General features: G+C 64.2%; 15 protein-coding genes. 10 read left to right on the forward strand and 5 right to left on the reverse strand.

What is annotated here, in order from left to right:
* Positions 1-108 precede the first annotated feature (108 nt).
* From EPD66_RS10340 to EPD66_RS10355, 4 genes are read left to right on the forward strand one after another with little or no spacing between them, the layout of a single operon-like run.
* Entirely contained in the window at positions 109-1863 is a 1755-nt protein-coding gene (locus EPD66_RS10340) for a thiamine pyrophosphate-dependent enzyme (RefSeq protein WP_142848430.1), read from the forward strand.
* A 4-nt stretch (positions 1864-1867) separates the two neighbouring features.
* Positions 1868-2962: an enolase C-terminal domain-like protein gene (locus EPD66_RS10345; protein WP_142848431.1), complete on the forward strand. Its 1095-nt coding sequence runs from the start codon at positions 1868-1870 to the stop codon at positions 2960-2962.
* Positions 2963-2986: 24 nt separating this feature from the next.
* The gene (locus tag EPD66_RS10350) at positions 2987-5893 is read left to right on the forward strand and encodes an FAD-binding and (Fe-S)-binding domain-containing protein (protein WP_142848432.1); all 2907 of its coding nucleotides are present in this window, start codon (positions 2987-2989) and stop codon (positions 5891-5893) included.
* A 19-nt stretch (positions 5894-5912) separates the two neighbouring features.
* Positions 5913-6284: a sensory rhodopsin transducer gene (locus EPD66_RS10355; protein ID WP_142848433.1), complete on the forward strand. Its 372-nt coding sequence runs from the start codon at positions 5913-5915 to the stop codon at positions 6282-6284.
* Between the two features lie 26 nt (positions 6285-6310).
* Here EPD66_RS10355 and EPD66_RS10360 read toward each other — a convergent pair whose 3' ends face one another.
* Positions 6311-7396 (reverse strand): hypothetical protein, encoded by a 1086-nt coding sequence (locus EPD66_RS10360; RefSeq protein ID WP_142848434.1) that lies wholly within the window; start codon positions 7394-7396, stop codon positions 6311-6313.
* Positions 7397-7993: 597 nt separating this feature from the next.
* Here EPD66_RS10360 and EPD66_RS10365 point away from each other — a divergent pair.
* The 3 genes from EPD66_RS10365 (at position 7994) to EPD66_RS10375 (ending at position 14761) form a co-directional block, all read left to right on the forward strand.
* On the forward strand, positions 7994-10078 hold the full coding sequence (locus tag EPD66_RS10365) for a M10 family metallopeptidase C-terminal domain-containing protein (RefSeq protein WP_185961350.1): 2085 nt from the start codon (positions 7994-7996) through the stop codon (positions 10076-10078).
* Between the two features lie 66 nt (positions 10079-10144).
* Positions 10145-11941 (forward strand): glycoside hydrolase family 15 protein, encoded by a 1797-nt coding sequence (locus tag EPD66_RS10370; RefSeq protein ID WP_142848436.1) that lies wholly within the window; start codon positions 10145-10147, stop codon positions 11939-11941.
* Positions 11942-12046: 105 nt separating this feature from the next.
* Positions 12047-14761: a cation-transporting P-type ATPase gene (locus EPD66_RS10375; RefSeq protein WP_142848437.1), complete on the forward strand. Its 2715-nt coding sequence runs from the start codon at positions 12047-12049 to the stop codon at positions 14759-14761.
* Positions 14762-14803: 42 nt separating this feature from the next.
* Here EPD66_RS10375 and EPD66_RS10380 read toward each other — a convergent pair whose 3' ends face one another.
* Positions 14804-15313: a YdcF family protein gene (locus EPD66_RS10380; RefSeq protein ID WP_185961351.1), complete on the reverse strand. Its 510-nt coding sequence runs from the start codon at positions 15311-15313 to the stop codon at positions 14804-14806.
* Positions 15310-16485, reverse strand: a complete 1176-nt coding sequence (locus tag EPD66_RS10385) for a diguanylate cyclase (RefSeq protein ID WP_255448441.1) — start codon at positions 16483-16485, stop codon at positions 15310-15312. Before EPD66_RS10385 ends, EPD66_RS10380 begins: the two co-directional genes overlap by 4 nt.
* 491 nt (positions 16486-16976) lie before the next feature.
* Between EPD66_RS10385 and EPD66_RS10390 the strand changes: the two genes are divergently transcribed.
* On the forward strand, positions 16977-19391 hold the full coding sequence (locus EPD66_RS10390; protein ID WP_142848439.1) for an ATP-binding protein: 2415 nt from the start codon (positions 16977-16979) through the stop codon (positions 19389-19391).
* 15 nt (positions 19392-19406) lie between these two features.
* Here the strand turns inward: EPD66_RS10390 and EPD66_RS10395 are convergent, their stop codons facing one another.
* Positions 19407-20948, reverse strand: coding sequence for a sensor histidine kinase (locus tag EPD66_RS10395; RefSeq protein WP_185961353.1), 1542 nt, complete (start codon positions 20946-20948; stop codon positions 19407-19409).
* Between the two features lie 440 nt (positions 20949-21388).
* On the opposite strand from EPD66_RS10395, the gene EPD66_RS10400 reads away from it, so the two are divergent.
* Positions 21389-23041, forward strand: a complete 1653-nt coding sequence (locus EPD66_RS10400) for an EAL domain-containing protein (protein WP_142848441.1) — start codon at positions 21389-21391, stop codon at positions 23039-23041.
* Between the two features lie 67 nt (positions 23042-23108).
* Here EPD66_RS10400 and EPD66_RS24600 read toward each other — a convergent pair whose 3' ends face one another.
* The gene (locus EPD66_RS24600) at positions 23109-24338 is read right to left on the reverse strand and encodes a DUF2325 domain-containing protein (RefSeq protein WP_142848442.1); all 1230 of its coding nucleotides are present in this window, start codon (positions 24336-24338) and stop codon (positions 23109-23111) included.
* Between the two features lie 122 nt (positions 24339-24460).
* Here EPD66_RS24600 and EPD66_RS10410 point away from each other — a divergent pair, with 122 nt between their 5' ends.
* Positions 24461-24931, forward strand: coding sequence for a nucleoside deaminase (locus tag EPD66_RS10410; RefSeq protein ID WP_142848443.1), 471 nt, complete (start codon positions 24461-24463; stop codon positions 24929-24931).
* Positions 24932-24987: the final 56 nt, after the last annotated feature.

The following is a 24987-nucleotide window of genomic DNA, read 5'->3' on the forward strand; positions in this document are numbered from 1 at the left end:
CCGAAGAGGCGGCACAAAAAGCCATTTGCGCCTGATAAGAAGGGGGAACCAGCACAAGTCTCGCTCGTTGACCAAGCAGGAGCCTGCTAACGGAAAGGAGCCCGAGACATGGCGGAAACCGCGTCCGACCTGCTTGTCGACACCCTGATCGACTGGGGTGTGGAGGTCATTTTCGGACTGCCCGGCGATGGCATCAACGGGGTCTTCGAGGCGTTGCGCAAACGCCAGGACAAGATCCGTTTCGTCCAGGTCCGGCACGAGGAAGCCGCCGCCTTCATGGCCTGCGGCTATGCCAAGGTCACGGGCAAGCTGGGCTGCTGCGTCGCCACCTCGGGGCCGGGCGGCATCCATCTCCTGAACGGGCTCTACGACGCCAAGCTGGACGGCGTGCCGGTCCTGGCCATCACCGGAATGCAGTTCCACGATTTGCTGAACACCCATACCCAGCAGGATGTGGAACTGGACAAGGTCTTCATGGATGTCGCGGTCTACAACAACCGCGTCATGGGACCGGCGCATATGGGGAACGTGATCTCGCAGGCCTGCCGTACCGCCCTGGCACGCAAGGGCGTGGCCCATGTCACCATTCCGGTGGACATCCAGTCCATGCCGCTGGGCAAGGACACGCCCTCCAAGCGCAACAAGCCCGCCCATGTCTCGCAGGTCTTCGCCCAGAGCGCCGGCCTGCCCGACGAGAGCGCCCTGCACCAGGCCGCCGCGATCCTCAATGACGGCCAGAAGGTGATGATCCTGGCCGGGCGCGGCGCCATCGGCTGCACCGACGAGCTCGAACAGATCGCCGAACTACTGGCCGCCCCCATCGGCAAGCCGCTGCTGGGCAAGATGGTGCTGCCGGACGACAGCCCCTATACCACCGGCGGCGTCGGGCTGCTGGGCACCAAGCCTTCGCAGGAGGCGCTGGAAAGTTGCGACACGCTGCTGATCATCGGCAGCACCTTTCCCTATATCGAATATTATCCCAAGCCGGGCCAAGCGCGCTGCGTGCAGATCGACCTGGAGGCCGAACGCATCGGCCTGCGCTATCCCGCCGAAGTCGGGCTGGTGGGCGATTCGCTCCAGACCCTGCGCCATCTGATCCCGTTGTTGCAGCGCAAGCCCGACCGTTCCTTCCTGGAAAAGGCCCAGGCGGGCATGAAGGAATGGTGGGAATTGATGGAGAAGCGCGCCACCAACCAATCCAAGCCGATGAAGCCCCAGGTAGTGGCCTGGGAATTGGGCAAGCGGCTGAAGAGCGACGCCATCTTCTTCTCGGATTCCGGCACCATCGCCACCTGGTATGCCCGCCAGATCAAATACCGGCGGGGCCAGATCTGCAGCCTTTCCGGAAATCTGGCGACCATGGCCTGCGGCCTGCCCTATGCCATCGCCGCCCAGGTCGCCTTTCCCGCGCGGCAGGTGGTGGCGCTGGTCGGCGATGGCGGCTTCACCATGCTGATGGGCGAATTCGCCAATTGCGTGAAATACGGCCTGCCGGTCAAGATCGTCGTCGTCAACAATGCCTCGCTGGGCCAGATCAAGTGGGAGCAGATGGTCTTCCTGGGCAATCCGGAATTCGCCTGCGACCTGCAACCCATCGATTTCGCCATGTTTGCCCGGGCCTGCGGTGCCAAGGGCTATACCATCGACGACCCGGCGACCTGCGGCGACATCCTGAGCCAGGCCCTGGCCGAGCCCGGCCCGGTGATCATCAACGCCCTGGTGGACACCCATGAACCGCCGATGCCGCCCAAGGTCAGCCTGCAGCAGGCCGAGAAGCTGGCGGAATCCCTGGTTCGCGGCACCCCCGATGCCGGGAAGATCGCAACCACGATCATGGGATCGAGGGCGCGTGAGATCATCTGAGGCCATGCTCGCCCCTGTCCCGATCCGCAGCGTCAAGGTCCATGCCCTGACCATCCCGACCGAGGAGAGGGAATCCGACGGCACCTTGGACTGGACCTCGACCACCATGATCCTGGTCGAGGTCACGGCGGGCGGGCGCACCGGCTTCGGCTATACCTATGCCCATAAGGCCGCCGCTGAACTGATCCGCGACAAGCTGGCAGGGCTGGTGGTGGGATGCGACGCCATGGCGATTCCGGCGGCCTGGAAATCCATGGTCGAGGCCGTGCGCAATCTCGGCCGCCCGGGCTTGGCCTCGGAAGCCATCGCGGCGGTGGATACCGCCCTTTGGGACGTGAAGGCGCGGCTGCTGTCGGTACCGCTGGCGCGGCTGATGGGGATGGTCCGCGAGTCGGTGACGGTCTATGGCAGCGGCGGCTTCACATCCATGTCCATCGCGGAACTGACGGAACAACTCGGCCGCTGGGCTGAAAGCGGCATCGCCATGGTCAAGATGAAGGTCGGCAGCAACCCGGCCCAAGACCTGGATCGCGTCGCCGCCGCCCGCCAGGCCATCGGCCCTTCGGTCTCCCTGATGGTCGATGCCAATGGCGCCTATGGGCGCAAGCAGGCCTGCGCCATGGCCGAGGGCTTTGCCCGGCATGACGTGATCTGGTTCGAGGAGCCCGTCTCCTCGGACGACCTTGAAGGGCTTGCGATGATCCGGACGAGGGTGCCGCACTGCGTCGAGATCGCCGCCGGGGAATATGGCTACGATCTGAGCTATTTCTTCCGGATGCTGGAGGCGGGCGCGGTGGATGTGCTGCAAGCCGACGCCACGCGCTGCATGGGCCTGACGGAATTCCTGCGCACCGGCGCCCTGTGCGAAGCCATGTCCACGCCTCTTTCGGCCCATACCGCCCCGGCCCTGCATCTCCACGCCTGTTGCGCCCTGCCCGCCTTGCGGCATATGGAATATTTCCACGACCATGTGCGCATCGAGGAAATGCTGTTCGAGGGCGTGACGAAGCCGCGCAACGGCAAGCTGGCCCCCGATCTTTCCCGCCCCGGCATGGGATTGGAACCGCGCCGCGACGTCGTCGAACGCTGGGCCGCCTGACAGTCCCGATCGAGAAGGAGAGACATGGCGCGCCTGCCCCAGCCCAAGCCTGTTTCCCTCTCGGCCGAGGCTTCGCAGTCGCTGGCCCGTGACCTGGCCCGGCGCGTCTCGGGCGAAGTCCGCTTCGATACGGGCGCGCGTGCCCTCTACGCCACCGATTCCTCCAATTACCGGCAAATTCCCATCGGTGTGGTGCTGCCGAGAACGGAGCGCGACCTGATCGAGGCCATTGCCGTCTGCCGCGATCATGGCGTGCCCATCCTGGCCCGCGCGGGCGGCACCAGCCTGGCCGGTCAGAGCTGCAATGCCGCCGTGATCCTGGATTGCTCGAAATATTTCAACCGCGTCCTCTCGGTCGATCCGCAAAAGCGCCTAGCCCGCGTCGAACCGGGCTGCGTGCTCGATTCGCTGCGGGACGAGGCCCAACCCCATGGCTTGACCTTCGGCCCCGATCCCTCGACCCATAGCCGCTGCGGCCTGGGCGGCATGATCGGCAACAATTCCTGCGGCGTGCATTCCATCATGGCCGGACGTGTCGCCGACAATGTGCAAAGCATGGAGGTGCTGACCTATGACGGCCTGCGCCTGCGCGTCGGCCCGACGCCGGAAGAGGAACTGGACCGCCTGATCGCCCTGGGGGGACGGCGCGGCGAAATCTATGCCGGGCTGAAGCACCTGCGCGACAGTTATGCCGGTCTGATCCGCGCATGCTATCCGAAGATTCCGCGCCTGGTTTCGGGCTACAATCTCGATGCCCTGCTGCCCGAGAACGGCTTCAACCTCGCCCGCGCTTTGGTCGGCAGCGAAGGCACCTGCGTCACGATCCTTTCAGCCGAGGTCAACCTGATCCCCCGCCCGCCCCACCGCGTGCTGCTGGTGCTGGGCTATCCCGATGTCTACCATGCCGGTGACCATGTCCTGCGCATCCTGGGTTTCGGGCCGGTGGGGCTGGAAGGGATGGATGCCCCGCTGACGGAATACATGCGGCGCAAGAACATCCATGTGGAGATGCTCGACGCCCTGCCCCGTGGAAAAGGCTGGCTGCTGGCGGAATTCGGCGGCGACAGCCCGGAAGAGGCCGAGGACAAGGCCCGGGCCTGCATGGACACCCTGCGCCGGGAAACCGACCCGCCGGAGATGAAACTGTTCGAGGACCCCACCGAACAGGAAGACATCTGGACCATCCGCGAAGCGGGTCTGGGCGCCACCGCCTTCGTCCCCGGCCATCCCGATACCTGGGAGGGCTGGGAGGACGCCGCCGTCCCGCCCGCCCGTCTCGGCGCTTACCTGCGCGATTTCCGCACCTTGCTGGAACGCTACGGCTATCCCTGCTCGCTCTACGGTCATTTCGGCGATGGCTGCGTCCATGTCCGCATCCCCTTCGACCTGACCACGCAAGAGGGGATCGGAAAATATCGCCGCTTCACCGAACAGGCCGCCGACCTGGTCCTGAAATATGGCGGCTCGCTGTCGGGCGAGCATGGCGACGGTATCTCGCGCGCGGAATTGCTGCCCAGGATGTTCGGCCCGGAACTGATCAAGGCCTTCCGCGATTTCAAGACTCTATGGGACCCGCTGAACCGGATGAATCCGGGCCGCATCGTCTCGCCCTATTCCCGCACCGAACATCTGCGCCTCGGCGAAGGTTTCAAGCCGGCCAAGCCCCCGACCGCCTTCGCCTTCTCCGAGGATGGCGGCAGTTTCGGCCATGCCAGCATGCGCTGCGTCGGCGTCGGCCAATGCCGGCGCAAGGAAGGCGGGGTGATGTGTCCCAGCTACATGGTTACGCGGGAAGAAATGCACAGCACGCGGGGCCGCTCTCATCTGCTGTTCGAGATGATGCATGGCGCACTGAAGGAGGAAGGCTGGCGCTCTGAAGCCGTCCACGAGGCGCTGGACCTCTGCCTGTCCTGCAAGGGCTGCAAGCGCGATTGCCCGGTCAATGTGGACATGGCGACCTACAAGGCGGAGTTCCAGCATCATTACTACAAGGGCCGTCTGCGCCCCAGGGAGGCCTATTCCATGGGGCTGATCTTCTGGTGGTCGCGCCTCGCCTCGCTGTTCCCGGGCCTCAGCAACCTCATTCTTCAGACCCCGGCCTTGGCGGGAATGGTCAAGGCGATCGGCGGCATCGCCCCGGAACGCGCGATGCCGTGCTATGCAGCGCAGACCTTCCGCCAGCGCTGGAAACGGCGGGCGGCGCGCAATGCCCATTGCCCGCCGGTGATCCTGTTCGTCGATACCTTCACCAATCATTTCCATACCGACGTGGCCATGGCCACCGCCGAAGTGCTGGAAGATGCGGGCTTCCGCGTCGTCGTGCCCAGGCGTCCCCTCTGCTGCGGACGTCCCCTTTACGCCTGGGGCATGCTGGATTTGGCACGGCGAAACCTGCGCCAGGTGATGGACGAACTGGCGCCGCTGATCGAGGACGGCGCGGCCATCGTCGGTCCCGAACCGGCCTGCCTGTCGGCCCTGCATGACGAATTGCCGGACCTCTTTCCCGATGACGAACGGGCGGCGCGCATCGCCGAACGCACCCGGACCCTGGCGGATTTCCTGATCAGGCGGGGCTATGCGCCGCCTGTGCTGGAACGCCGCGCCCTGCTCCATCTCCATTGCCATCACCATGCCGTCTTCGGCTATGCCCATGACGAGGATCTGCTCGATGCCATGAGGCTGGACTGGCACAAGCTGGACTCGGGCTGCTGCGGCATGGCCGGGTCCTTCGGCTTCGAGAAGTCCCATTACGGCGTCGCCATGCAGGCGGGGGAACGGGTGCTGCTGCCTGCGGTGCGCCAGGCCGACGACTCCACCCTGATCATCAGCGACGGTTTTTCCTGCCGCGAACAGATCGCAGGCGCCACCGGCCGCCAAGCACTGCATTCCGCACAGGTCCTCCGGATGGCCCTGCATAACCGTGACATTTGAGAAGAAGAAGGAGACTGCCATGCCCGCCATCGGACGCCGTCTCTGGGCCATCGCCGAGGGTTATATCCCTGGCGAAAGCACCGGCCCCGAACCCGCGATGACCAGCCATGAAACAATCTGCATGCTCAATGCTGGCGAGACCGATGCGCAGGTGAGGATTACCCTCTATTTCACCGATCGCGACCCCGTCGGCCCCTATCGCGTCACCGTTCCGGCCAAGCGGACAATGCATCTGCGCTTCAACGAATTGCAGGACCCGGAACCGGTGCCGCGCGATACCGATTATGCCAGCCTCATCGAGTCCGACCAGCCCATCGTCTGCCAGCATACCCGCCTGGATTCCCGCCAGGCGGAACTGGGACTGATCACGACCATCGCTTATTCGGAATAGGCGGGGGACTTGCCCCCGCCGCATCCTCACGCGATCCAGAAAGTCTGCGCTTCCTGGCTTGCCATGTCGGTCAGGGAAAAGGCGGTGGCGCCGCCGCTGGTGTCGAAATTCAGCCAGATCGTGCTGTCCGTATCCGTCAGCCGCAGGCTGTTGGTGGCTTCGTCGAATTCCGCCGCCTGGCCCAGGCGGCTGTCGAATTTCAGCTCCATGAAGCTGTCGTCGCCGCCCCAATTGGTTCCGCCCAGATTGAGCATGACCTCGCTTTCGCCCTGGTGATCAGCGACGAAATTCTCGGCGAAGGCGATGAAGCCGTTGCCGCCGCCGCCGCTGATTTCCTCGATATTCGTCAGCCGCACATTCTCGGCCAGTTCGGTCACGCGCGGCTGCGTGCTGGGATAGGCCAGGAACAGCGTATCGTAGCCGGTGCCGCCATCAACGGTGACGCCGGACAGGAAACCGTCGCCCATGTTGATCCGGTCATCCCCGCCGCCGCCGAAAGCATCGACGCCGCTGCGGATGGTGATGTCGTCGCCACCAGCGCCGCCATGGACCGCCGAACCGGCGACATGGGCGGAAAGGTGGACGCCGGTTCCGTCATTCCCGGCATTGCCCGAATCCGGCCCGCGCAGATCGACCGCCGTCCGGCTTTCGGCATGCTGGCGGATGACGCTGATGCCCTGCCAATCGCTGGCATCCAGGGCACTGACATCGCCATAGAGATTGACCGTGTTCCAGCCCGCCAATTCACCGACCACTTCGATGTGATCGCCCATACCCGCCCAGATCGTGTGATCGCGGGCGCCGAGATAGACCGTGTCGGCATCGGTGCCGCCGACCATCGTGTCGCTGCCTTCGGACAGGCCGTAATGGGTGTAGATCTCGTTGACGTCGCGCCCCCCGACCGTGGTGTCGATGATGTCGGCCCCGCCTCCGGCCTCGATGCGGAAGCCGATATTCACATGAGGGGGCTGGTCATCGACGGTTGTGATGCTATCGGGTCCGGCCGTGCCGAGAATGACCCCGGAACCGGTGATCTGGTTGTAGCCCGACTCGGTTTCCCCCGTTTCCTCGTCGGCCGTCCGGGCTTCACGGACTTCTGCGGCATGATCCAAGGTTGCCTGCCTCTGCTCCTGTGCCGCGGCCCGGGCGGCCTCGGCTTGTGCCTGGACCGCTGCCCTTTGGGCAGCGGCCTGTTCGAGAAGAGTAGTCCTAAGGTCGGCAGAATGCGTAAGCATGAACCCTCCCGTTGCACGTGTAACCCTATAGGTCTGCGACCATACGGGAAGATTCGAGTCCAGAAGTAGCGATTTAATGAAACTTGGACGTGAGAGATATACCACCCTATCCCATCAGACAGATAGAACTAAACTATATATCGATAACCTTATGTTAACTATTTTTAAATAGAGGAAATTAACCATAGGTTTATTTGCATAGACCTATCCATACACTGCCAAAACTTGCCTCATATTTGACACAACCCACGAACACAGCTTCGTAACTTTCGGACAATAGTTTACTGCGCTTCCGCTCTCCCCGGATTCGCAGGTAGCGCCATGGCCGAATATTTCATCCAAGCCCTCCTCCCCGCAGACCACATGCGCTGGAATGCGGGACAGCCGGCGGGCAGTCCCGTCACCATAAGCTACAGCTTCATGGATCGGGTCCCGGGCTACTACGATTCAGGAGAGTTCGCAGGTTTCGCCCCGATGAGCGAAGCCCAGAAGCAGGCCGTCCGCACGGTGCTGGAGCTTTACGAAGACATTGCCAACATCACCTTCGTCGAAGTCCCGGACACGGGGAATGGCGGGCAGATGCGCTTCGGCACCGCCCCCTTCGAAGGCGCGGGCTATGCCTACTATCCCAGCGTCGATTATACCGCCGACAACGGCTCGCGCTGGCTGGGCAATCCGCGCGGCGGCGACGTCTGGATCAGCCACAGCGAAGGCAACCAGACCCTGACGCCGGGATCGCATGGTTACCAGACGCTGATCCATGAGATCGGCCATGCCTTGGGACTGAAGCATCCGGGCGCCTATTCCGCGTCGGATACCGGCCCTTTCCTGCCCGGCATCGAGGACAACAAGCTCTATTCCGTCATGTCCTACAATGCCGCGCCCGATTCCCTGATGGTCAGTGTCGAGGGCACCAGCCGCAGCTACAAATACACCTGGTACCATCTCGAGCCGGAAACGCCCATGCTCTACGACGTGGCGGCGATCCAGCACCTGTACGGGGCGAATACCAAAACCCGCGCGGGCGACGACATCTACCGTTTCGAGGACCGCCCGTTCTTCATGACCCTCTGGGATGGCGGCGGCAACGACACGATCGACACCAGCAATTTCAGCCGACCCAGCCTGATCGACCTGCGCCCCGGCAGCTTCAGCAGCATCGGCCAGCATGATAGCCCCCGCGACCTGCTGCCGAGTTGGTACAACGCCCCGGTCCAGCCGAGCTATGACGGCACCAGCAACCTGACCATCGCCTATGGCGTGGTCATCGAGAATGCCATAGGCGGGTCCGGCGACGACATCCTGATCGGCAACGATGCCGATAACCGGCTGGAAGGCGGTGCGGGCAACAACATCCTCTCGGGCGGCGGCGGCAACGATATCCTGATCGGCGGCTCGGGCACCAACACCGCCATCTTCTCGGGCAGCCGCGCCGAATACCGCCTGACCCATGTCGCCAATGACGGCCTGCGGGTCGAGCATCTGAACAACGGACGGGACGGGACCAACCTGCTGTACCAGATCGACACTCTGCGCTTCGCCGATACCAGCATTCCGGTTCCGCTCCAGCAGGCCAACCGGGCGCCGGTGGTCAGCGCTTCGGACCAGACGGTCAAGGCCGGGGCTTCGCTGAAACTGGGCGGCATCGTCTCAGCCCATGACGCAGATGGCGACATGATCACCCATTGGTCCTTCTGGGATGCCACCTCGGGCAACGGCCACATCGCCGTCAACGGCATCCGCCAAGCTGAGAAGACCGCCATCACCGTCCCGAGTTCGGCCCTGGATACGGTCGCCTATATCGCCGGAACCGGCGGCAGCGCCGATTCCCTATGGGCCCGTGCCTGGGACGGCACGGAATGGAGCGCCTGGACCTCGTTCAAGGTCTCGGCGCAGAAGAACACGCCGCCGACGGTCACCGCCACCGATGCGACGGTCAAGGCAGGTACCTCCCTTCCGCTGGCGGATCGGTTCAGCGTCAAGGATGCCGACGGCGATGCCATCACCCATTACACCTTCTGGGACGCCACGCCAGGAAACGGCCGCATCGTGATCAATGGCGCGGCCCAGGCGGAAAAGGCCAATATCCTGGTCGATGCCGACAGCCTGGCCGACGTCTACTTCACCGCCGGCGTGCCCGGTACGGCCAATTCCTTGTGGGTGCGGGCCTGGGACGGCAGCGACTGGAGCGCCTGGAGCAAATTCAGCGTCAGCGCCAAGCAGAATACGCCCCCCGTCGCCTCCGGCGAGAATTTCTCCAGCGAAGTGGGAAGCTGGACCCGGATCGGCGGCAAGCTTTCCGCCTCGGATGCCGACGGCGACAGCATCACCGCATGGCAGCTTTGGGGCGCCACCAGCGCAAGCGACAGTGGGCGCCTCTATGCCCATGGCCAATACCAACCGGCCGCCAAGGCGGTGCAGCTTTCTCCCTCGGAACTGGCCGAAACCTGGTGGCGGGCCGGCAGCGCGCCGGGCAGCGACGCGCTGTATGTCCGCGCCCATGACGGGTCGGACTGGTCCGACTGGTTCCGCTTCACGGCAAGCACTTACGCCGAATAAACCGCTGACAATCCGGGCCCCTGTCCCCAGCTTAAGGACATCGGCCCGGAAGCAGCGGAGACGGCGATGACGGCGAGGATCGAAGACTACGCGCTGATCGGAAACACCTACACGACCGCGCTGGTCTGCAAGAATGGCTCGATCGACTGGCTCTGCATGCCGCGTTTCGATTCACCGGCCATTTTTTGTTCCCTGCTGGGCACACTGGACAACGGCCGCTGGCTGATCGCGCCCAGCGATAAAATCCGCAGGACCAGACGCCGCTACCGCGACAGCACCCTGATCCTGGAAACGGAATACGAAACCGACGAAGGCGTGGTCGCCGTCATCGATTTCATGCCCCGCCCCACCGACCGCGACCGGCGCGAATTGGTGCGCATCGTCGAAGGACGGCGCGGCAAGGTGCATATGCGCCTGGACCTGGTCTTCCGCTTCGATTACGGCCTTGTGGTGCCCTGGCTGCGGCGCGACGAATGCGGCCTGCACGCCTTTGCCGGGCCGGACGGTATCCGCATGTGCATGCCCGTCGAGTTCGAGGGCGAAGGCTCGCGCATCCGCTCGGAATTCGTGATCGAGGCCGGGAAAAGCCTGCCCTTTCGCATGATCTGGTATCCCTCCTACCGCCCCCTGCCCACCCCCAGCGATCCCTTTCGGGAATTGGAGGAAACGGAAAGCTGGTGGCGGAACTGGGCCGACCAATGCACCTATCGCGGCAAGTGGAAGGAGGCGGTGGTGCGCTCGCTGGTCACGCTGAAGGGACTGACCTACAGCCCCACCGGCGGCATCGTCGCCGCCGCCACCACCTCGCTGCCGGAAAAGATCGGCGGCGTGCGCAACTGGGATTACCGCTATTGCTGGCTGCGCGACGCCACCTTCACCCTTTATTCGCTGCTGGTCACCGGCTTCCGTCAGGAAGCCATGGAATGGCGGGAATGGCTGTTGCGCGCCGTGGCCGGAAAGCCCGAGCAGTTGCAGATCATGTATGGCGTCGGCGGCGAGCGGCGGCTGCACGAGGTCGAGCTTTCCTGGCTCAGCGGCTACGAGGAATCACGCCCGGTCCGCATCGGCAACGACGCCCATCCGCAGATGCAGCTCGACGTCTATGGCGAGGTGATGGACGTCTTCCATGTGGCGCGAAAGATGGGCCTGCATCCCCATGACGAGGCCTGGGACGTGCAGAAGACCATGCTCGATTTCCTGGAACAACGCTGGGAGGAGCCCGACGAGGGCCTGTGGGAAGTGCGCGGCCCGAAACGCGACTTCACCCATTCCAAGATCCTGTGCTGGGTCGCCTACGACCGCGCGGTCAAGGCGGTGGAACGCTTCGGCAAGGACGGGCCGGTGGACCGGTGGCGCATGCTGCGCGACCGCATCCACCGGGATGTCTGCAAGAAGGGCTACAATCCCGACAGGAAGGCCTTCACCTGGTTCTATGGCGGCCACCAGCTGGACGCCTCGCTGCTGATGATCCCGCTGATCGGATTCCTGCCCCATGACGACGAGCGCGTGGTCAATACCGTCAACGCCATCAAGGACGAATTATGCGAGGATGGGCTGATCCTGCGCTATACGCCCGACGAAAACGTGGACGGCCTGCCTGGCGACGAAGGTACCTTCATCGCCTGTTCCTTCTGGATGGTGGACAACCTGGTCCTCCAGGGGCGGCGCGAGGAAGCCGAGGAATTGTTCGAGCACCTGCTGTCCCTGCGCAACGATCTCGGCCTGCTGGCCGAGGAATACGAGCCCAGGCTGAAGCGCCAGGTCGGCAACTTTCCGCAGGCCTTTTCCCATGTCGGCCTGATCAATTCCGCCCATAACCTGTCCAGCGGCGGCGAACCGGCCAAAGGGCGGGCGTGCGAATAAGGCGAATAGCCTGCCATATTTTTTTCGTCCTATTTTCCTTTTCGCAGTTGCGAAGTTTGGTCACTATATCCCCAACGCTTATAAGGATAGCTTGGGAGACGCCGCATGTCCGTCATAGAGCCAAAGCCCTGGCACGCACTTCCTGTCGAGGAGGTGCTGAAACGGGTCGAAGCCCAACCCGACGGTCTTGAGGAAAGCGAGGCGCAAAACCGGCTGGAACGTTTCGGCCCCAATCGCCTGCGCCCGCCGAAGCAGCGCAGTGCATTCATGCGCTTCATGCTGCAATTCCATAACGTGCTGATCTATGTGCTGCTGGCCGCCGGCGTCGCCACGGCCCTTTTGCAGCACTGGATCGATGCCGGCGTCATCCTGGGCGTGGTGGTGATCAACGCCCTGATCGGCTTCATCCAGGAGGGCAAGGCGGAAAAGGCGCTGGATGCCATCCGCAACATGCTCTCGCCCCAGGCCATGGTGCTGCGCGGCGGCAAGCGGCAGGTCGTGCCCGCCGAAAGCCTGGTGCCAGGCGACGTGGTGCTGCTGCAATCGGGCGACAAGGTCCCGGCCGACCTGCGGCTCTTCGACGTCAAGACCCTGCAAATCCAGGAAGCAGCCCTGACGGGCGAATCCGTGGCCGTGGAAAAGCACGCCCGGCCGGTCGACGAATCGGCGGCCTTGGGCGACCGCTCGGCCATGGCCTATGCCGGAACCCTGGTGACCTACGGCCAGGGGCGCGGCCTGGTGGTGGCGACCGCCGAGAATACCGAGATCGGGCGCATCAGCACCATGATTGCCGATGTCGAGGTGCTGCAGACGCCGCTGCTGCGCCAGATCGGGCAATTCGGCCGCTGGCTGACGCTTGCCATCCTGGTCCTGTCGGGCATCACCTTCGCCTTCGGGGCGATCGTCCATGACGTACCTCTGTCCGACCTGTTCCTCAGCGTGGTTGGCTTGGCCGTCGCCGCCATCCCCGAGGGCCTGCCCGCCATCCTGACCATCACCCTGGCGATCGGCGTGCAGCGCATGGCCGGACGCAACGCTATCATCCGCCGCCTGCCCGCCGTCGAGACATTGGGCAGCGTCACCGTCATCTGCTCGGACAAGACCGGCACCCTGACCCGCAACGAAATGACGGTGCAGGTCATCGCCACCGCCCAGTCCATGATCGACGTATCCGGCACCGGCTATGCGCCGGAAGGCGGCTTCACCGTCGAAGGCAGGGAAATCACCTGCGAGAACATGCCGGTCTTGCGCGAACTGGCCCAAGGTGCCGCCCTTTGCGCCGATTCCGAGCTGTCCCAGCGTGACGGCGTCTGGAGCGTGGACGGCGACCCCACCGAAGGCGCGCTTCTCGCCGTCGCCGCCAAGGCGGGGATGGACCTGGGCTTCCAGGCCAAGAACCTGCCGCGCACCGACAGCATTCCGTTCGAATCCGAGCACCGCTTCATGGCGACCCTCCATCACGACCATGACGGCAAGGGCTATATCTTCGTCAAGGGGGCGCCCGAGGTCATCCTGCGCATGAGTTCCTGGCAGCGCCTGAACGACGGCGGCGAAGCGCCGCTGGACATGGAATACTGGCAGGAACGGATCGAAGACATCGCCTCGCGCGGGCAACGGGCCCTGGCCCTGGCGGTGCGCCACACCACCACGGAGCATGTGGACTTGGCCTTCGCCGATGTGGAAGGAGAGATGATCCTGCTCGGCCTGTTCGGCATCGCCGACCCGCCGCGCGAGGAAGCCATTCGTGCCGTCGCCCGCTGCCATGAAGCCGGTATCCGCGTCAAGATGATCACCGGCGACCACGGCCTGACGGCCCGCGCCATCGGCCAGCAGCTCGCCCTGCGCCAGACCGACCGGATCATGACCGGCAGCGATGTCGAGAAGCTGTCGGACGAGGAATTGCGCCAGGTGGTCAACGACGTCGACGTCTTCGCCCGCATGAGCCCGGAACACAAGCTGCGCCTGGTCAAGGCCCTGCAGGCCTCGGGGCAGGTCGCGGCGATGACCGGCGACGGCGTGAACGACGCTCCGGCCCTAAAACGCGCCGATGTCGGCGTCGCCATGGGCATCAACGGCACCGAGGCGGCGAAGGAAGCCGCCGAGATGGTGCTGGCCGACGACAATTTCGCCTCGATCTCCCATGCAGTGGAGGAAGGCCGTACGGTCTATGCCAATATCATCAAGGCGATCACCTTCATCCTGCCGACCAATGGCGGCCAGGGCTTCACCATCGTGCTCGCCATCCTGCTCGGCATTACCCTGCCCATCACCGCCGTGCAGATCCTGTGGGTGAACATGGTCACCGCCGTCACCCTGGCCCTGGCCCTGGCCTTCGAGCCGCCGGAACCGGACGTGATGCAGCATCCGCCGCGCAAGCCGGGCGCGCCGATCCTCTCGCCCTTCCTGATCTGGCGCGTCTTCTTCGTGACCGTCCTGCTGGTCGGCGTCACCTTCGGGATGCTGATGATGGAGCTTCAGGACGGATCCTCGCTGGAATATGCCCGCACCGCCGCCGTCAATGCGCTGGTCTTCTGCGAGATCGCCTATCTGATCAATACCCGCTTCCTGGAGAAATCGGCGCTGAACACCAACGGCCTGTTCGGCAGCCGCATCGCCCTGGGTGCGATCGCCGTGGTCGTGGTGCTGCAATTGCTGTGGACCTATGCGGCGCCCATGCAGCTGCTGTTCGGCACCACCGGAATCAGGGGCGACACCTGGGCGCTGATCGGCGTGGCGATGGTGGTCGTCTTCCTGGCCGTCGAGACCGAGAAGGCCGTGCTGCGCAAAATGCATAAGCGCGGCGCCGCTACCTCCGTCTGACGGGCGGCACGGGGGCGGAAGAAGGCGTGCGTCTTCCGCCCCTTACCCTTTGCGGCGCGCCCGTTCCACGCGCCACAGATAGACTGGGAAGGCCACCGCTTCGCGCAGGCAAGCCAGCAGGAAAGGAAGACGCCAGGGCGCCGGCGACCGGACCGCGCAAGGCCGCGCCGCGATACCGAACCGGCGGAAGGCATAGAGGGCACGGGGCAGATGGAAGTCGTCGGTGACCAGCAGCACCCGCCGCCAGCCCTGCTCCGCCAGTATCCTGGCGCAGAAGCGGGCATTGTCCAGCGTATTCCTGGAGGTTTCCTCGGTCAGCAGGATCGGCCCGGGCAGGCCCCGCGCCTGCAGGATATCGCGCATGACACAGGCTTCGCGGAACGGCGGCTCCCCCACCCCACCCGACAGCAGCAGATGGCCCACCCTGCCCCGGCGCCACAGCTCTTCGGCTTTCTCGATCCGCCGCAACAAGGCGGGACTGGGCGTCCCGTCCGGATACACCTTGGCGCCCAGCACCACCGCCGCGTCGAAGGGAGGAACCTCCTGCGTCACGCGACCGGCGCGGCCATTTCGTCTTTGGCGACCACCCGGTCCCGGCCGGATTGCTTGGCCACATACATGCGGTGATCGGCCTTCTCCACCAGGCTGTCCCATTCGCGGCAGCCATCGGCCAGGCGTTCGGCGATGCCGATACTGGCCGTCTGGCGCTTGCCGTCGGGACGTTTGCCCAAGCCGGCGGCGCAGAGGCGGTCCACGGCAATCCGGGCACCGCCGAGATCGGTATTGGGTAGGACCAGCAGGAATTCCTCGCCGCCCCAGCGGATCAGGATGTCGCCCCGCCGCTGGATGCGGCGCAAGGCGGCGGCGGCTTCGCGCAGGCTGTTGTCTCCTTCTTCATGGCCGTAGCAATCATTGATGGCCTTGAAATGGTCCAGGTCGATGAAGGCCACGGCCAGCGGCGTATCGGTCCGCCGGGCCTGGGCGAATTGCAGGTCCAGCAGCTCTTCCCCGGTACGCCGGGTATAGGCGCGGGTCAGCCCGTCATGAGAAGCCTGCGTGACCAGTTGCATCATGAAGTGAAGCTGACTCATTCCCGCCAAGGTCGCCACCACCGCCAGCAGGGCCAACAGCCACAGCGCCCCCAGATGCGAGGCGAATGTCAGCAGCTGATAGCCGGTTCCTGCAATGAGCAGATTGGCAAGCCAAAGCGGTGTTGCAAGCAGCGCCCCTTCCAGCATCGTGATGGGAAAGACACTCAGTCCCGCCACCATGACGAAAGGCAGGAAAGCGTAGCCTGCGGCGATGACCTGCTGGAGCGGGTCATCGATGTCGAACTGGGCCAGCAAGGGATGGCTGATCAGGAAGAAGCAGGTGGGGACCGCCAGCAGCAGCACCAGCGCCCGCCGCGCCGCCCACATATCCTCGGAGGCGCGGAAGGACAAGGCGATTCCGGCGAAGGCCAGGGTCGCCAAGACCCGTAACGCCGCCAGGGAAAGCCCCAGGGCTTTGTCGAAGACAAGGATATCCACCGGGATCCAGAGGGGGGTGAGGATGGCGAAGACCGCAGCCACCATCCTGATGCGCGAGATAACCAGGACGGCCCGTCGGCGCTGGACGAGCGGCGATTGATCCCGGAGAAAAATCAGATCACGGACTTCCGACACTCGCAGGTCCCCGAACACCCGCCGGAAAGCAGTTTCTGCCACGGCAATGATCTTGCGCACGTCCCCCCCCTGCTCCGCTTCCGGATGCCCGGAATTTGTGGAACAAACCGTGCCAAGCCACGCAAGCTATGACGCAAGATGCGCCGAGGCAAGCAGAAGCATCCTACGTACTTCTACCGAACGGATCCATGGCCGCCACGGGTTGCCCGCATCATAGCGCCGAACCGTGGTAAAGCACCTATTTTATTCATGGACATTGTGCTTCCGGTCCGCCCACCTTTCCCCTTTCAATATCCGGCATCGCCTCTCGCGCCGGAAAGCCATCCCTTCAGTGAGGCAACCTCGCCCTTAATATCAGCCTTATTTTCCCTTCTCTCCATTTTAACTCGAAAAACAACAGCAGATATAAAGAGAAAAACAATATTACTCAGAATGACGCTGCGGATATCCCCGATAACTATTCAGGTTACACTTCCATCTGCCATTGATGCAGTGTGGAACGCTCCGTATCCTTGAAGCTTGGCCCAGCTTTGGTGACGACTGCCGGAGTCATGATGATCGATGGGGGAAAGGACAACAGCTGGAAAGTCCGTAGTGCGACTTCCGTGCTGCCCCTGGTGCTCATCCTCGCCGTCGGGGTGCTGGTCGCCTTGTTCGTCTTCTATGCAGCCGCCAGCCAAGACGCCATCCATCGCCAGATGGCGATGGAAAGGGTGGAATCGCGGATCGTGGCGATCTCGGACAATCTCAGCCTGCGCACCCTGGATTTCGCCTGGTGGGACGCCCTGGCCGATGCCACCGCCCAGCCTCCCTATGATGAGATATGGCTGACGAAGCACCTGGGACGGCATGCCCTGCAAACGCCCCAGACCGACCTTCTGATCCTCATCGGCCAGGATTCCTCGCCGGCCTGGGTGTCCGGGGCTTCCCCGCAAGCCGACCTCGACCCGGCCCTCAATCCCTCTCTCGCCGCCCTGATCACCGCCGCGCGCGACCGCGCGGGCGAACGTCCCTATTCCGTCGACGCTTTCCTGCCCCTGGGAGACCGGGTCTTCCTCGCCAGTGCAGCGGCCGTGTTCAGTTATCGCGATGAACCGGTCCACCCGACCGGGGCCGTATTGATCCTTGCCGAGGATGTGGAAACAGCCGTGATCCCGGACCTCCTGCGCATCGAGACCACCTTCCGCGACATGCGCCTGCTGGGCACTCAAGACGAGGAGGTCCGGGACCAGCCCTTCCTGGCCCTGTACGACCCCGATGGCAGGGTGGTGGGAGGACTGAGCTGGTCCATGGAAATGCCGGGCGGCGCCTTCCTGAGCGCCACCCTGCCCCCATTGCTGATCGGCGTGACACTGATCGGCGGCCTTGCCACGGCGTTATGGCTGCGCATCCAGCGCGACACGCGGGACCTCCGCTGCATCACCCAGGCGCTGGCCGAACGCAACGAGGCGCTGGCCCTGAGCGAAAGCCGCTACCAGACCCTGGCCCGCGTCGTCCCCACCGGCATCTTCTGGACCGATATCGAGGCCCGGACCTTCTTCCTCAATCAGCGCTGCGTGGAAATCGGCGGACTGGACAGCACCACCCTGCCGATGGAACGCTGGCTGTCCACCATCCATCCCGACGACCGCCCCCAGGTCGAGGCCCGCTGGGTCGAGGCGACCAGATCGCAGCAGCCTGTCCAGGGCGAGTACCGCATTCTCCGCCCCGACGGCAGCATCCGCTGGATCCTGGTCGAAGCGATACCGCAGATCATGCCCGGCGAGGGAAGCGCGGGATTCGTCGGCAGCGTGACCGACCTGACCGCCTACAAGAATGCCGAAATCCGCCTGCTGGCCGCGCAGCAGGAAGCCGAAAACGCCAATCGCCTGAAATCCAGATTCTTCGCCGCCGCCAGCCACGACCTGCGCCAGCCGCTGCATGCCGCCACATTGTTCGCCGGTGTGCTGGAACAGGAAGAGATGCCGCCCCATCAGCGCCGCCTGATCGACATGATGGGCAAGGCCTTGCGGTCCTCGGAAGAACTCCTCAATTCCGTGCTGGACATCGCCCGCCTGGAAGCCGGGGCCATCGAGCCCTCGCCGGTAGCCCTGACGCTTGGCCCCCTGCTGCACGAAATAGGCGACCAGAACCGCCTGGAAGCCGAAGGCAAGGGGCTGCGCCTGCGCGTCATGCCCTGCGGCGCCGTCATCCGCTCGGACCCCGTGCTGCTGGGGCGGATCCTGCGCAACCTGATCACCAATGCCGTGCGCTATACCCGCACGGGCCGCATCCTCATCGGCTGCCGCAGGCGGGGCGAACGCATCAGGGTCGAGGTCTGGGATACCGGCGAGGGCATCGCCCCCGAACAGCTGAACCGCATCTTCGATGAATTCTATCAGGTCCAACGGCCGGACGGGGCGGCTGCCGCCGGGGGACTGGGGCTGGGCCTGTCCATCGTCCTGCGCCTGTCGCGGCTGCTGGGCCATTCCCTGGATGTCCGCTCCACGCCCGGCAAGGGCAGCGTCTTCGCCATCGAACTGCCGCTGGCCCAGACCGATCCCGCCGAGGCCTCAGGGGACGGGGGCCCCAGCCTGGATGGCGTCGTCGTGGGACTTCTCGATCACGACCGCGAACTTCGCACCGTGACCCGCATCATGATGGAAGAAGCCGGTGCCACGGTCATCGAAAGCGACGATCCCCACACTCTCGCAAGCGTGATGCCCCGCCCGCCGGACGTGATCCTCTTCGACCTCAATCCGCAGCACCCGTCCTTCACCCTGGGCGCCCTCGATGATTTAAGGGTCCGGTTCGGGGAAAGCGTTCCCGCCGTGGTGCTGGCCGCCGATCATGAACAGGAAGAAGCCATCCGCGACGCCGGGCATCAGTCCCTGGTCAAGCCCGTCTGCGCAGCGGAACTGCGCCAGGTCATCCGGCAAAGCCGCGATCAGTTCCGCAATCCCGGCACTCCTCCGCGCCAGGACTGAGACGGAACCGCCACGTCAGGCATCCGCCTTTTCCGCATCCGCCGGGGCTTCCGCTTCCGGGCATGGCAGGATGATGCGCAGGGAGAAACTCGGACCCTCGCCGATGGTGACCGTGCCGTTGATCTGGCGCGTCAGGCTGCGCACCAATTGCATGCCCAGATTGCCGCCCTTGTGCAGCAGGTCCGGATCGGGTAGGCCGGGCCCCGGATCGAAGACCTCGAGTTGCAGCTTTCCGGGCTCGGGACGGCTCATCACCACCTGGACCAGCCATTCACTGCCGTCGATGGGACGGCCGTATTTGAAGGCATTGGTGACGAGTTCGTTCACCAGCAGGGCCAGGGGTACCGCCTGGTCGGGCGAAAGACGGGCGGGCACCGGCGAGAAACGCACCTGCCACAAGGCGCCGTCGCCGGTCGAACGTTCCAGATCGGTAAGCAGGCCGCCAAGATATTCCGGCAGGTCCACTTCCTTGATCTTGTCGGTCAGGTACAGGCGTTCATGCATGCGCGCAATGGCGCTGACCCGCGAGACCGCTTCCGCCAATTGATGGCGCACGCCCGGCTCCTGGGATTTATAGCCTTGCAGGGTCAGGAGGCTGCAAACCAACTGGAGGCTGTTCTTGATGCGGTGGTTGACCTCGCGCAGCAGGCTGTCCTTCTCGGACAGGGCCCGCAGCAGCGCCGTGGACTGCTCCTCCAGGTCGCGCGTCCGCCGGGCCACGCGCTGTTCCAGTTCGTTGTTGCTGCTTTGCAGGCTGTCGTTCATGCCGGCCAGCAGGGCGAGATAGCCTTCCTCGCGCTTGGCCCACCGCAATGCATAATGCCGCAGCCAGAGCAAGCTGGCGATACAGGCCAGCCCGAACAGGACCAGCGGCAGGATGCTTTTCGCCCAGGCGGCGGCCACGGCCATCTCGGAAACCGAAACCAGCACGTAAAGGGGGAATTCATTGCTTTTCCGGTAGACGAGGGTCCGCAGTTTTCCGTCATAGATGGAACGCCAGGTCGCATGGCCTTCTCTTTGCTGCTGCGTCACTACCCATTCGCTAGCGGGGCTGGGCGGCTGGCCGACCATTTTTTCCAGGTATTCCATCGGGTCGCGCATCAGCGGCTGGCCGTCCTCGCGCAGCCATAGCACGCTGCGGTCATGCCGCGACTTGATGCCGTTATAGCTCTCTGCCAGCAATTCCATGTCCACGGCGACCGCCACGACACCGGCGAACTCTCCCGCCGGGCCGTCGATGCGGCGGCTAAGGACGAAAATCGGCCTCTTTCCGGACTGGCCGATGAACAATTCGCTGAAGAAAAGCCCGATATTGCCGCTTTTATGCGCCGTGAAATAAGAGCGATGCTCCGCCCTCATATCGGGATGGGCCAAGTTGGACGTGCTGAACCGCAGCCCGCCCTGTGCATCCCAGACACTGAGCCGGGGACGGGCGGACAGACGGCTCGCCTGTTCGCGCAGCCGTTCCTCCAGGTGATCGATGGCCCCCTGGTCATTCCAGTCCGTCGTCGCGGCCAAGGCAACCGCTTCCTCCAGGATGATGTCGGCGGCCTGCAAGCTGCGATCGGCGTGGCCGCTTGCCAGATGCGAAAGAATCTCAAGCTCCGCAAAGGCTTCACTGCGATAGTGATGGAAACTCCAGGCTGCGAAACTGGCAAACAAAAGCAAAACGACGCAAACCAGCAGTAGAAAAAGCCGACGCACCGACCCGAGAAGTCCACCGCCATCAGCGGCTGCAGCCCGGAGACCAAAGCCGATGCCCATTGTATTTGCCTTCAGGAATGTACGGAAACCGGATCATTACCGTTATTTTTGCACATTGCAACGGCTCTTCAGTCTAGAGGCATTCCCTTCGCCAGACCGAAAAAATTAGGCCCAAGGTCCTGGTTTTCTCCATTTTCATCAATACCTTCGCCAAAATACGAAACCGGCCCTTACACCTCTTGTGGAATGTCGGCAGCCGCTCTACCCTTTCTGCGGGCAAGATCAGGATTTCCATGACGGACAGCATCCGCCGCCAGCGCGACCGCTTTGTCGCCTTTGCTTTCGCAGGCGCTGACCTTCTTCTCGAAGTCGGCCCGGACGGATGCATCACTTTCTGCGCCGGTGCTTCCAGGCCGCTCTTCGGCCTGGACAACAGCCAGATGCTCGGCCGGGACCTGTTCGCCCTGATCGCCCCCCAGGATCATTTCACCTTGCGCGAAGCCCTGGTGCGGCTTGGCAAGCGGGGCCGTTTCGACCGCCTAAAACTGACCGGCCTGCGCAGCGACGGCAGCACCGTGCCGTCGCTGTTTTCCGGCATCCAGCTGCCCGACCGCAGCGGGCTCGTCCATCTGACCATCGCCAAGCTGAAAGGCTCCGCCGCCGCCGCAGGCCTCGACGACAGCCTGGCCCCGCCCCAGACCCCGGGCAGCTTCGTACAGATGGTCGAGCAGCGGCTGAAGGAAAGCTTCGATGTCGGGGACGACTATGCCATGACCCTGCTCGACCTGTCCCAGGGCGAATGGGACGGGCTGGAGCCGGAACAGGTCAGCGCCTTCCTCGACAATGTGGAAGGCTATCTCAAGGCTTGGTCGGTCGGGGGCGAATCGGTCGGGCGGCTGGATGACAGCAAGTTCGGCATCATCCATGAAGACGAGGCCCTGAACGAGGACTTCAACAGCCATATCGAGGATATGGCCCGCAAGATGTCCCCCGAGACCCGGCTGTCCGTCTCCTCGGCCTCGCTGGAGATGACGGCGGAATCGCTGACCCCCCAGGATGTCACCAAGGCGCTCATCTACACCATCAACCGATTCGTCTCCCAGGGCGGCCAGAACCTGTCCATCGGCAGCCTGACCGACGGCTACCGCCAAGCCGTCGGGGAAACGCTGGCGCGGGTCAATTCCTTCCGCCATGCCATCCATTCCGAACGCTTCGTCTTCGTTTTCCAGCCGGTGGTGAGCCTGGGCGATTTCCGCATCCATCATTATGAGGCCCTGGCGCGCTTCCTGCGGGACAACAAGGTCTTCCTGCCCTCGCGCATCGTCTCCTTCGCCGAGGATGTGGGCGTGGTCAGCGAGCTGGACATGGTGGCCTGCCGCAAGGCTCTTCAGGTCCTGCGCCAGAATGCGGTGGTGCGGCCCACCGACAGCATCGCCGTCAATCTGTCCGGTCGCTCCATCGCGTCTTCCGCCTTCCTGGCCGACCTGCTGTCCCTGCTGAAACGAGAAAGCGACCTCCTGCCCCGGCTGATGTTCGAGATCACGGAAAGTTCGGAAATCACCGACCTTCCGGCGGCCAACGCCGCCTTGACGATGCTGCGCAAGCTGGGCTGCGCGGTCTGCCTGGACGATTTCGGCGCCGGTGCCGCCGCTTTCCAGTATCTGCGGGCGCTGGAGGTGGATTACGTCAAGATCGACGGCAGCTACATCCAGGAAGCACTCGGCAGCAGCCGCGCCTCGGCCTTTCTGAAGGCCATGGCCGCGCTGTGCCATGACCTGGGCATCAAGACCGTCGGCGAAAGAGTCGAAGACCGTCAGTCCATCCGCTTGCTACGCGAGGCCGGGGTGAATTACGGCCAGGGCTATTACTTCGCCCGCCCGCGCAGCGATGTCAGCAAACTGGTCCTCAACGCCCGTTGGGATGCCTGCCAGGAAGAAGCCGTCTAGAACGTCTTCCATCCTGGCAAGGGCGCGTCACGCCGACGGCCGGGATGCTTCGGCCGGAGTAGAGGGATCAGCGCTCCAGCCTTGCTTCCTTGGGCAGGCTGCGCAACGCTTGGCTGAAAGCGGACAGGCCGGAACTGCGTAGGGGAATGAAGGGCTTGGAGCAGCGTTCGCAGGCGCGTTTGATGCGGTTGACAGCCTCATGACTGACGCAATCGACCGGGCAGAAGATGGCATCGGCCCTTTCCAGCGCCCCGCTGAGCGCCGCCACGCCTGACTCCACGCCGCCGTCGTGATGGACGAACTGGCCGTTGCAGCGTTCGGCCATGGCCCGCATATGGGGCACCAGATGGTCCCTCCCCCCCACATAGAGCAGGCAGGACCCGCCCAGATCGGGGCGCTGTTCGGCGGGCGGAATCTGGTGGCGGGCGAATTCCGCCAATTCGCGCATCATCGCCGCCTTGTCGCAGCGCATGCGCTCCACGTCGTCGCGGTAGCAGCGGCTGGTCTCGCGCAGGGCCGTCAGTTCCGCCTCCCGCTCGACCAGCCGGGCCTCGGCGCGGGCGATCCGCCCTTCCGCCCGCGACAGGGCGCGGCGCAGGGTCGCAGCCTCGTTCTCGGCCTTGCGCAGGGCGCTGCCGTCCTCCAGTTCCGCCAGCCGGGCTTCCAGCGCCTCCACCCGGCCCTGCTGGATGCTCGCCACGGCCAGATTGTTGCGCAGTTCGCCCAGGTCCTCGTCGCGGCGGGCGATCTCCGCGCGCGCGGCGGCGCGTTCCTGGGTCAGGCGCTGTTCCAGCTCGGCCACCCGTGCTTCCAGTTCCACCGTCCGCCGCAAGTCGCCGCGATGCGAGGCGCCGGAAAGATGGGAAAGCATGTGCACCTGCCCGAAGACATGCTCCAGCAGGTCCAGGGGCGCGGCGGGATGGGTCACCAGCGCCCAATAGGCCCCCGACACCTCGCCGCGCGCCTCGTGCTCGTCCCACAGGCTGCGTAATTCCTCTTCCGTCTTCGCCCGCCCGAAGCGGTTGATGGTGACGAGGAAGCGCTGGTCCATGATCTTCTGCATCAACTTGGCATGGATACCGTTCTCGCCGGCACGGGTCACGAAGAAGCCGTGGATGTGATAGTCGGTCACATCGGCTTCCATGCTGACCCTGGTCTTGGCGATGATACGCCGCAGATCGGCCATGGTCAGGCAGGTGCCGACCACCGAGCAATGCCATTGCCGCTCCAGTTCCCACAGCTTGCGCCGCCGTCCCGACCCGGCCTTGATCGGACGACACATTTCAGAACCGCACATCTCGCTCCTCCGCCATGAAATTGCGAGTCATTTGCAAAATCACATTGTGAGATTTCACCTCTTCCGTCAATACGCTTTCGCATGGCTTGGCGGGATGAGAAGGCTGTGTCTAAAATGGGCCTATGGATAAGGAAGACTTCATGCGGCGCGCCATCGCGCTTGCCGCCGAAAAATCGGGCCAGGGCCAGGGCGGCCCCTTCGGCGCCGTGGTGGTGCTGGACGGACGGATCGTCGGGGAAGGCTGGAACCAGGTCACCAGCAGCAACGACCCTACCGCCCATGCCGAGGTGGTCGCCATCCGCGATGCCTGCCGCAATCTGGGAAATTTCTCGCTGGAAGGGGCGGAGATCTATACCAGCTGCGAACCCTGCCCCATGTGCCTGTCCGCCATCTACTGGGCCAGGATCGGCCACATCCACTACGCCAACCGCCGCGAGGATGCCGCCGCCATCGGCTTCGACGACGCCTATCTTTACCGGGAAGTGGTCAAGCCCATCGAGGAACGCGACATCCCCATGACCCGCCTGCTGGCCGAAGAAGCCAAGGCCGGTTTCGAGGCGTGGTTCCGGGACCCGGCGAAAGTTCCGTACTGAGTAAAGACACAGGATAGTCCAGCCCCCGGGACACCCTTCATCCCGGGGGCTGGGCT

This window comes from Telmatospirillum sp. J64-1 (assembly GCF_006980715.1).
GTDB lineage: Bacteria > Pseudomonadota > Alphaproteobacteria > Rhodospirillales > Magnetospirillaceae > Oleiliquidispirillum > Oleiliquidispirillum nitrogeniifigens.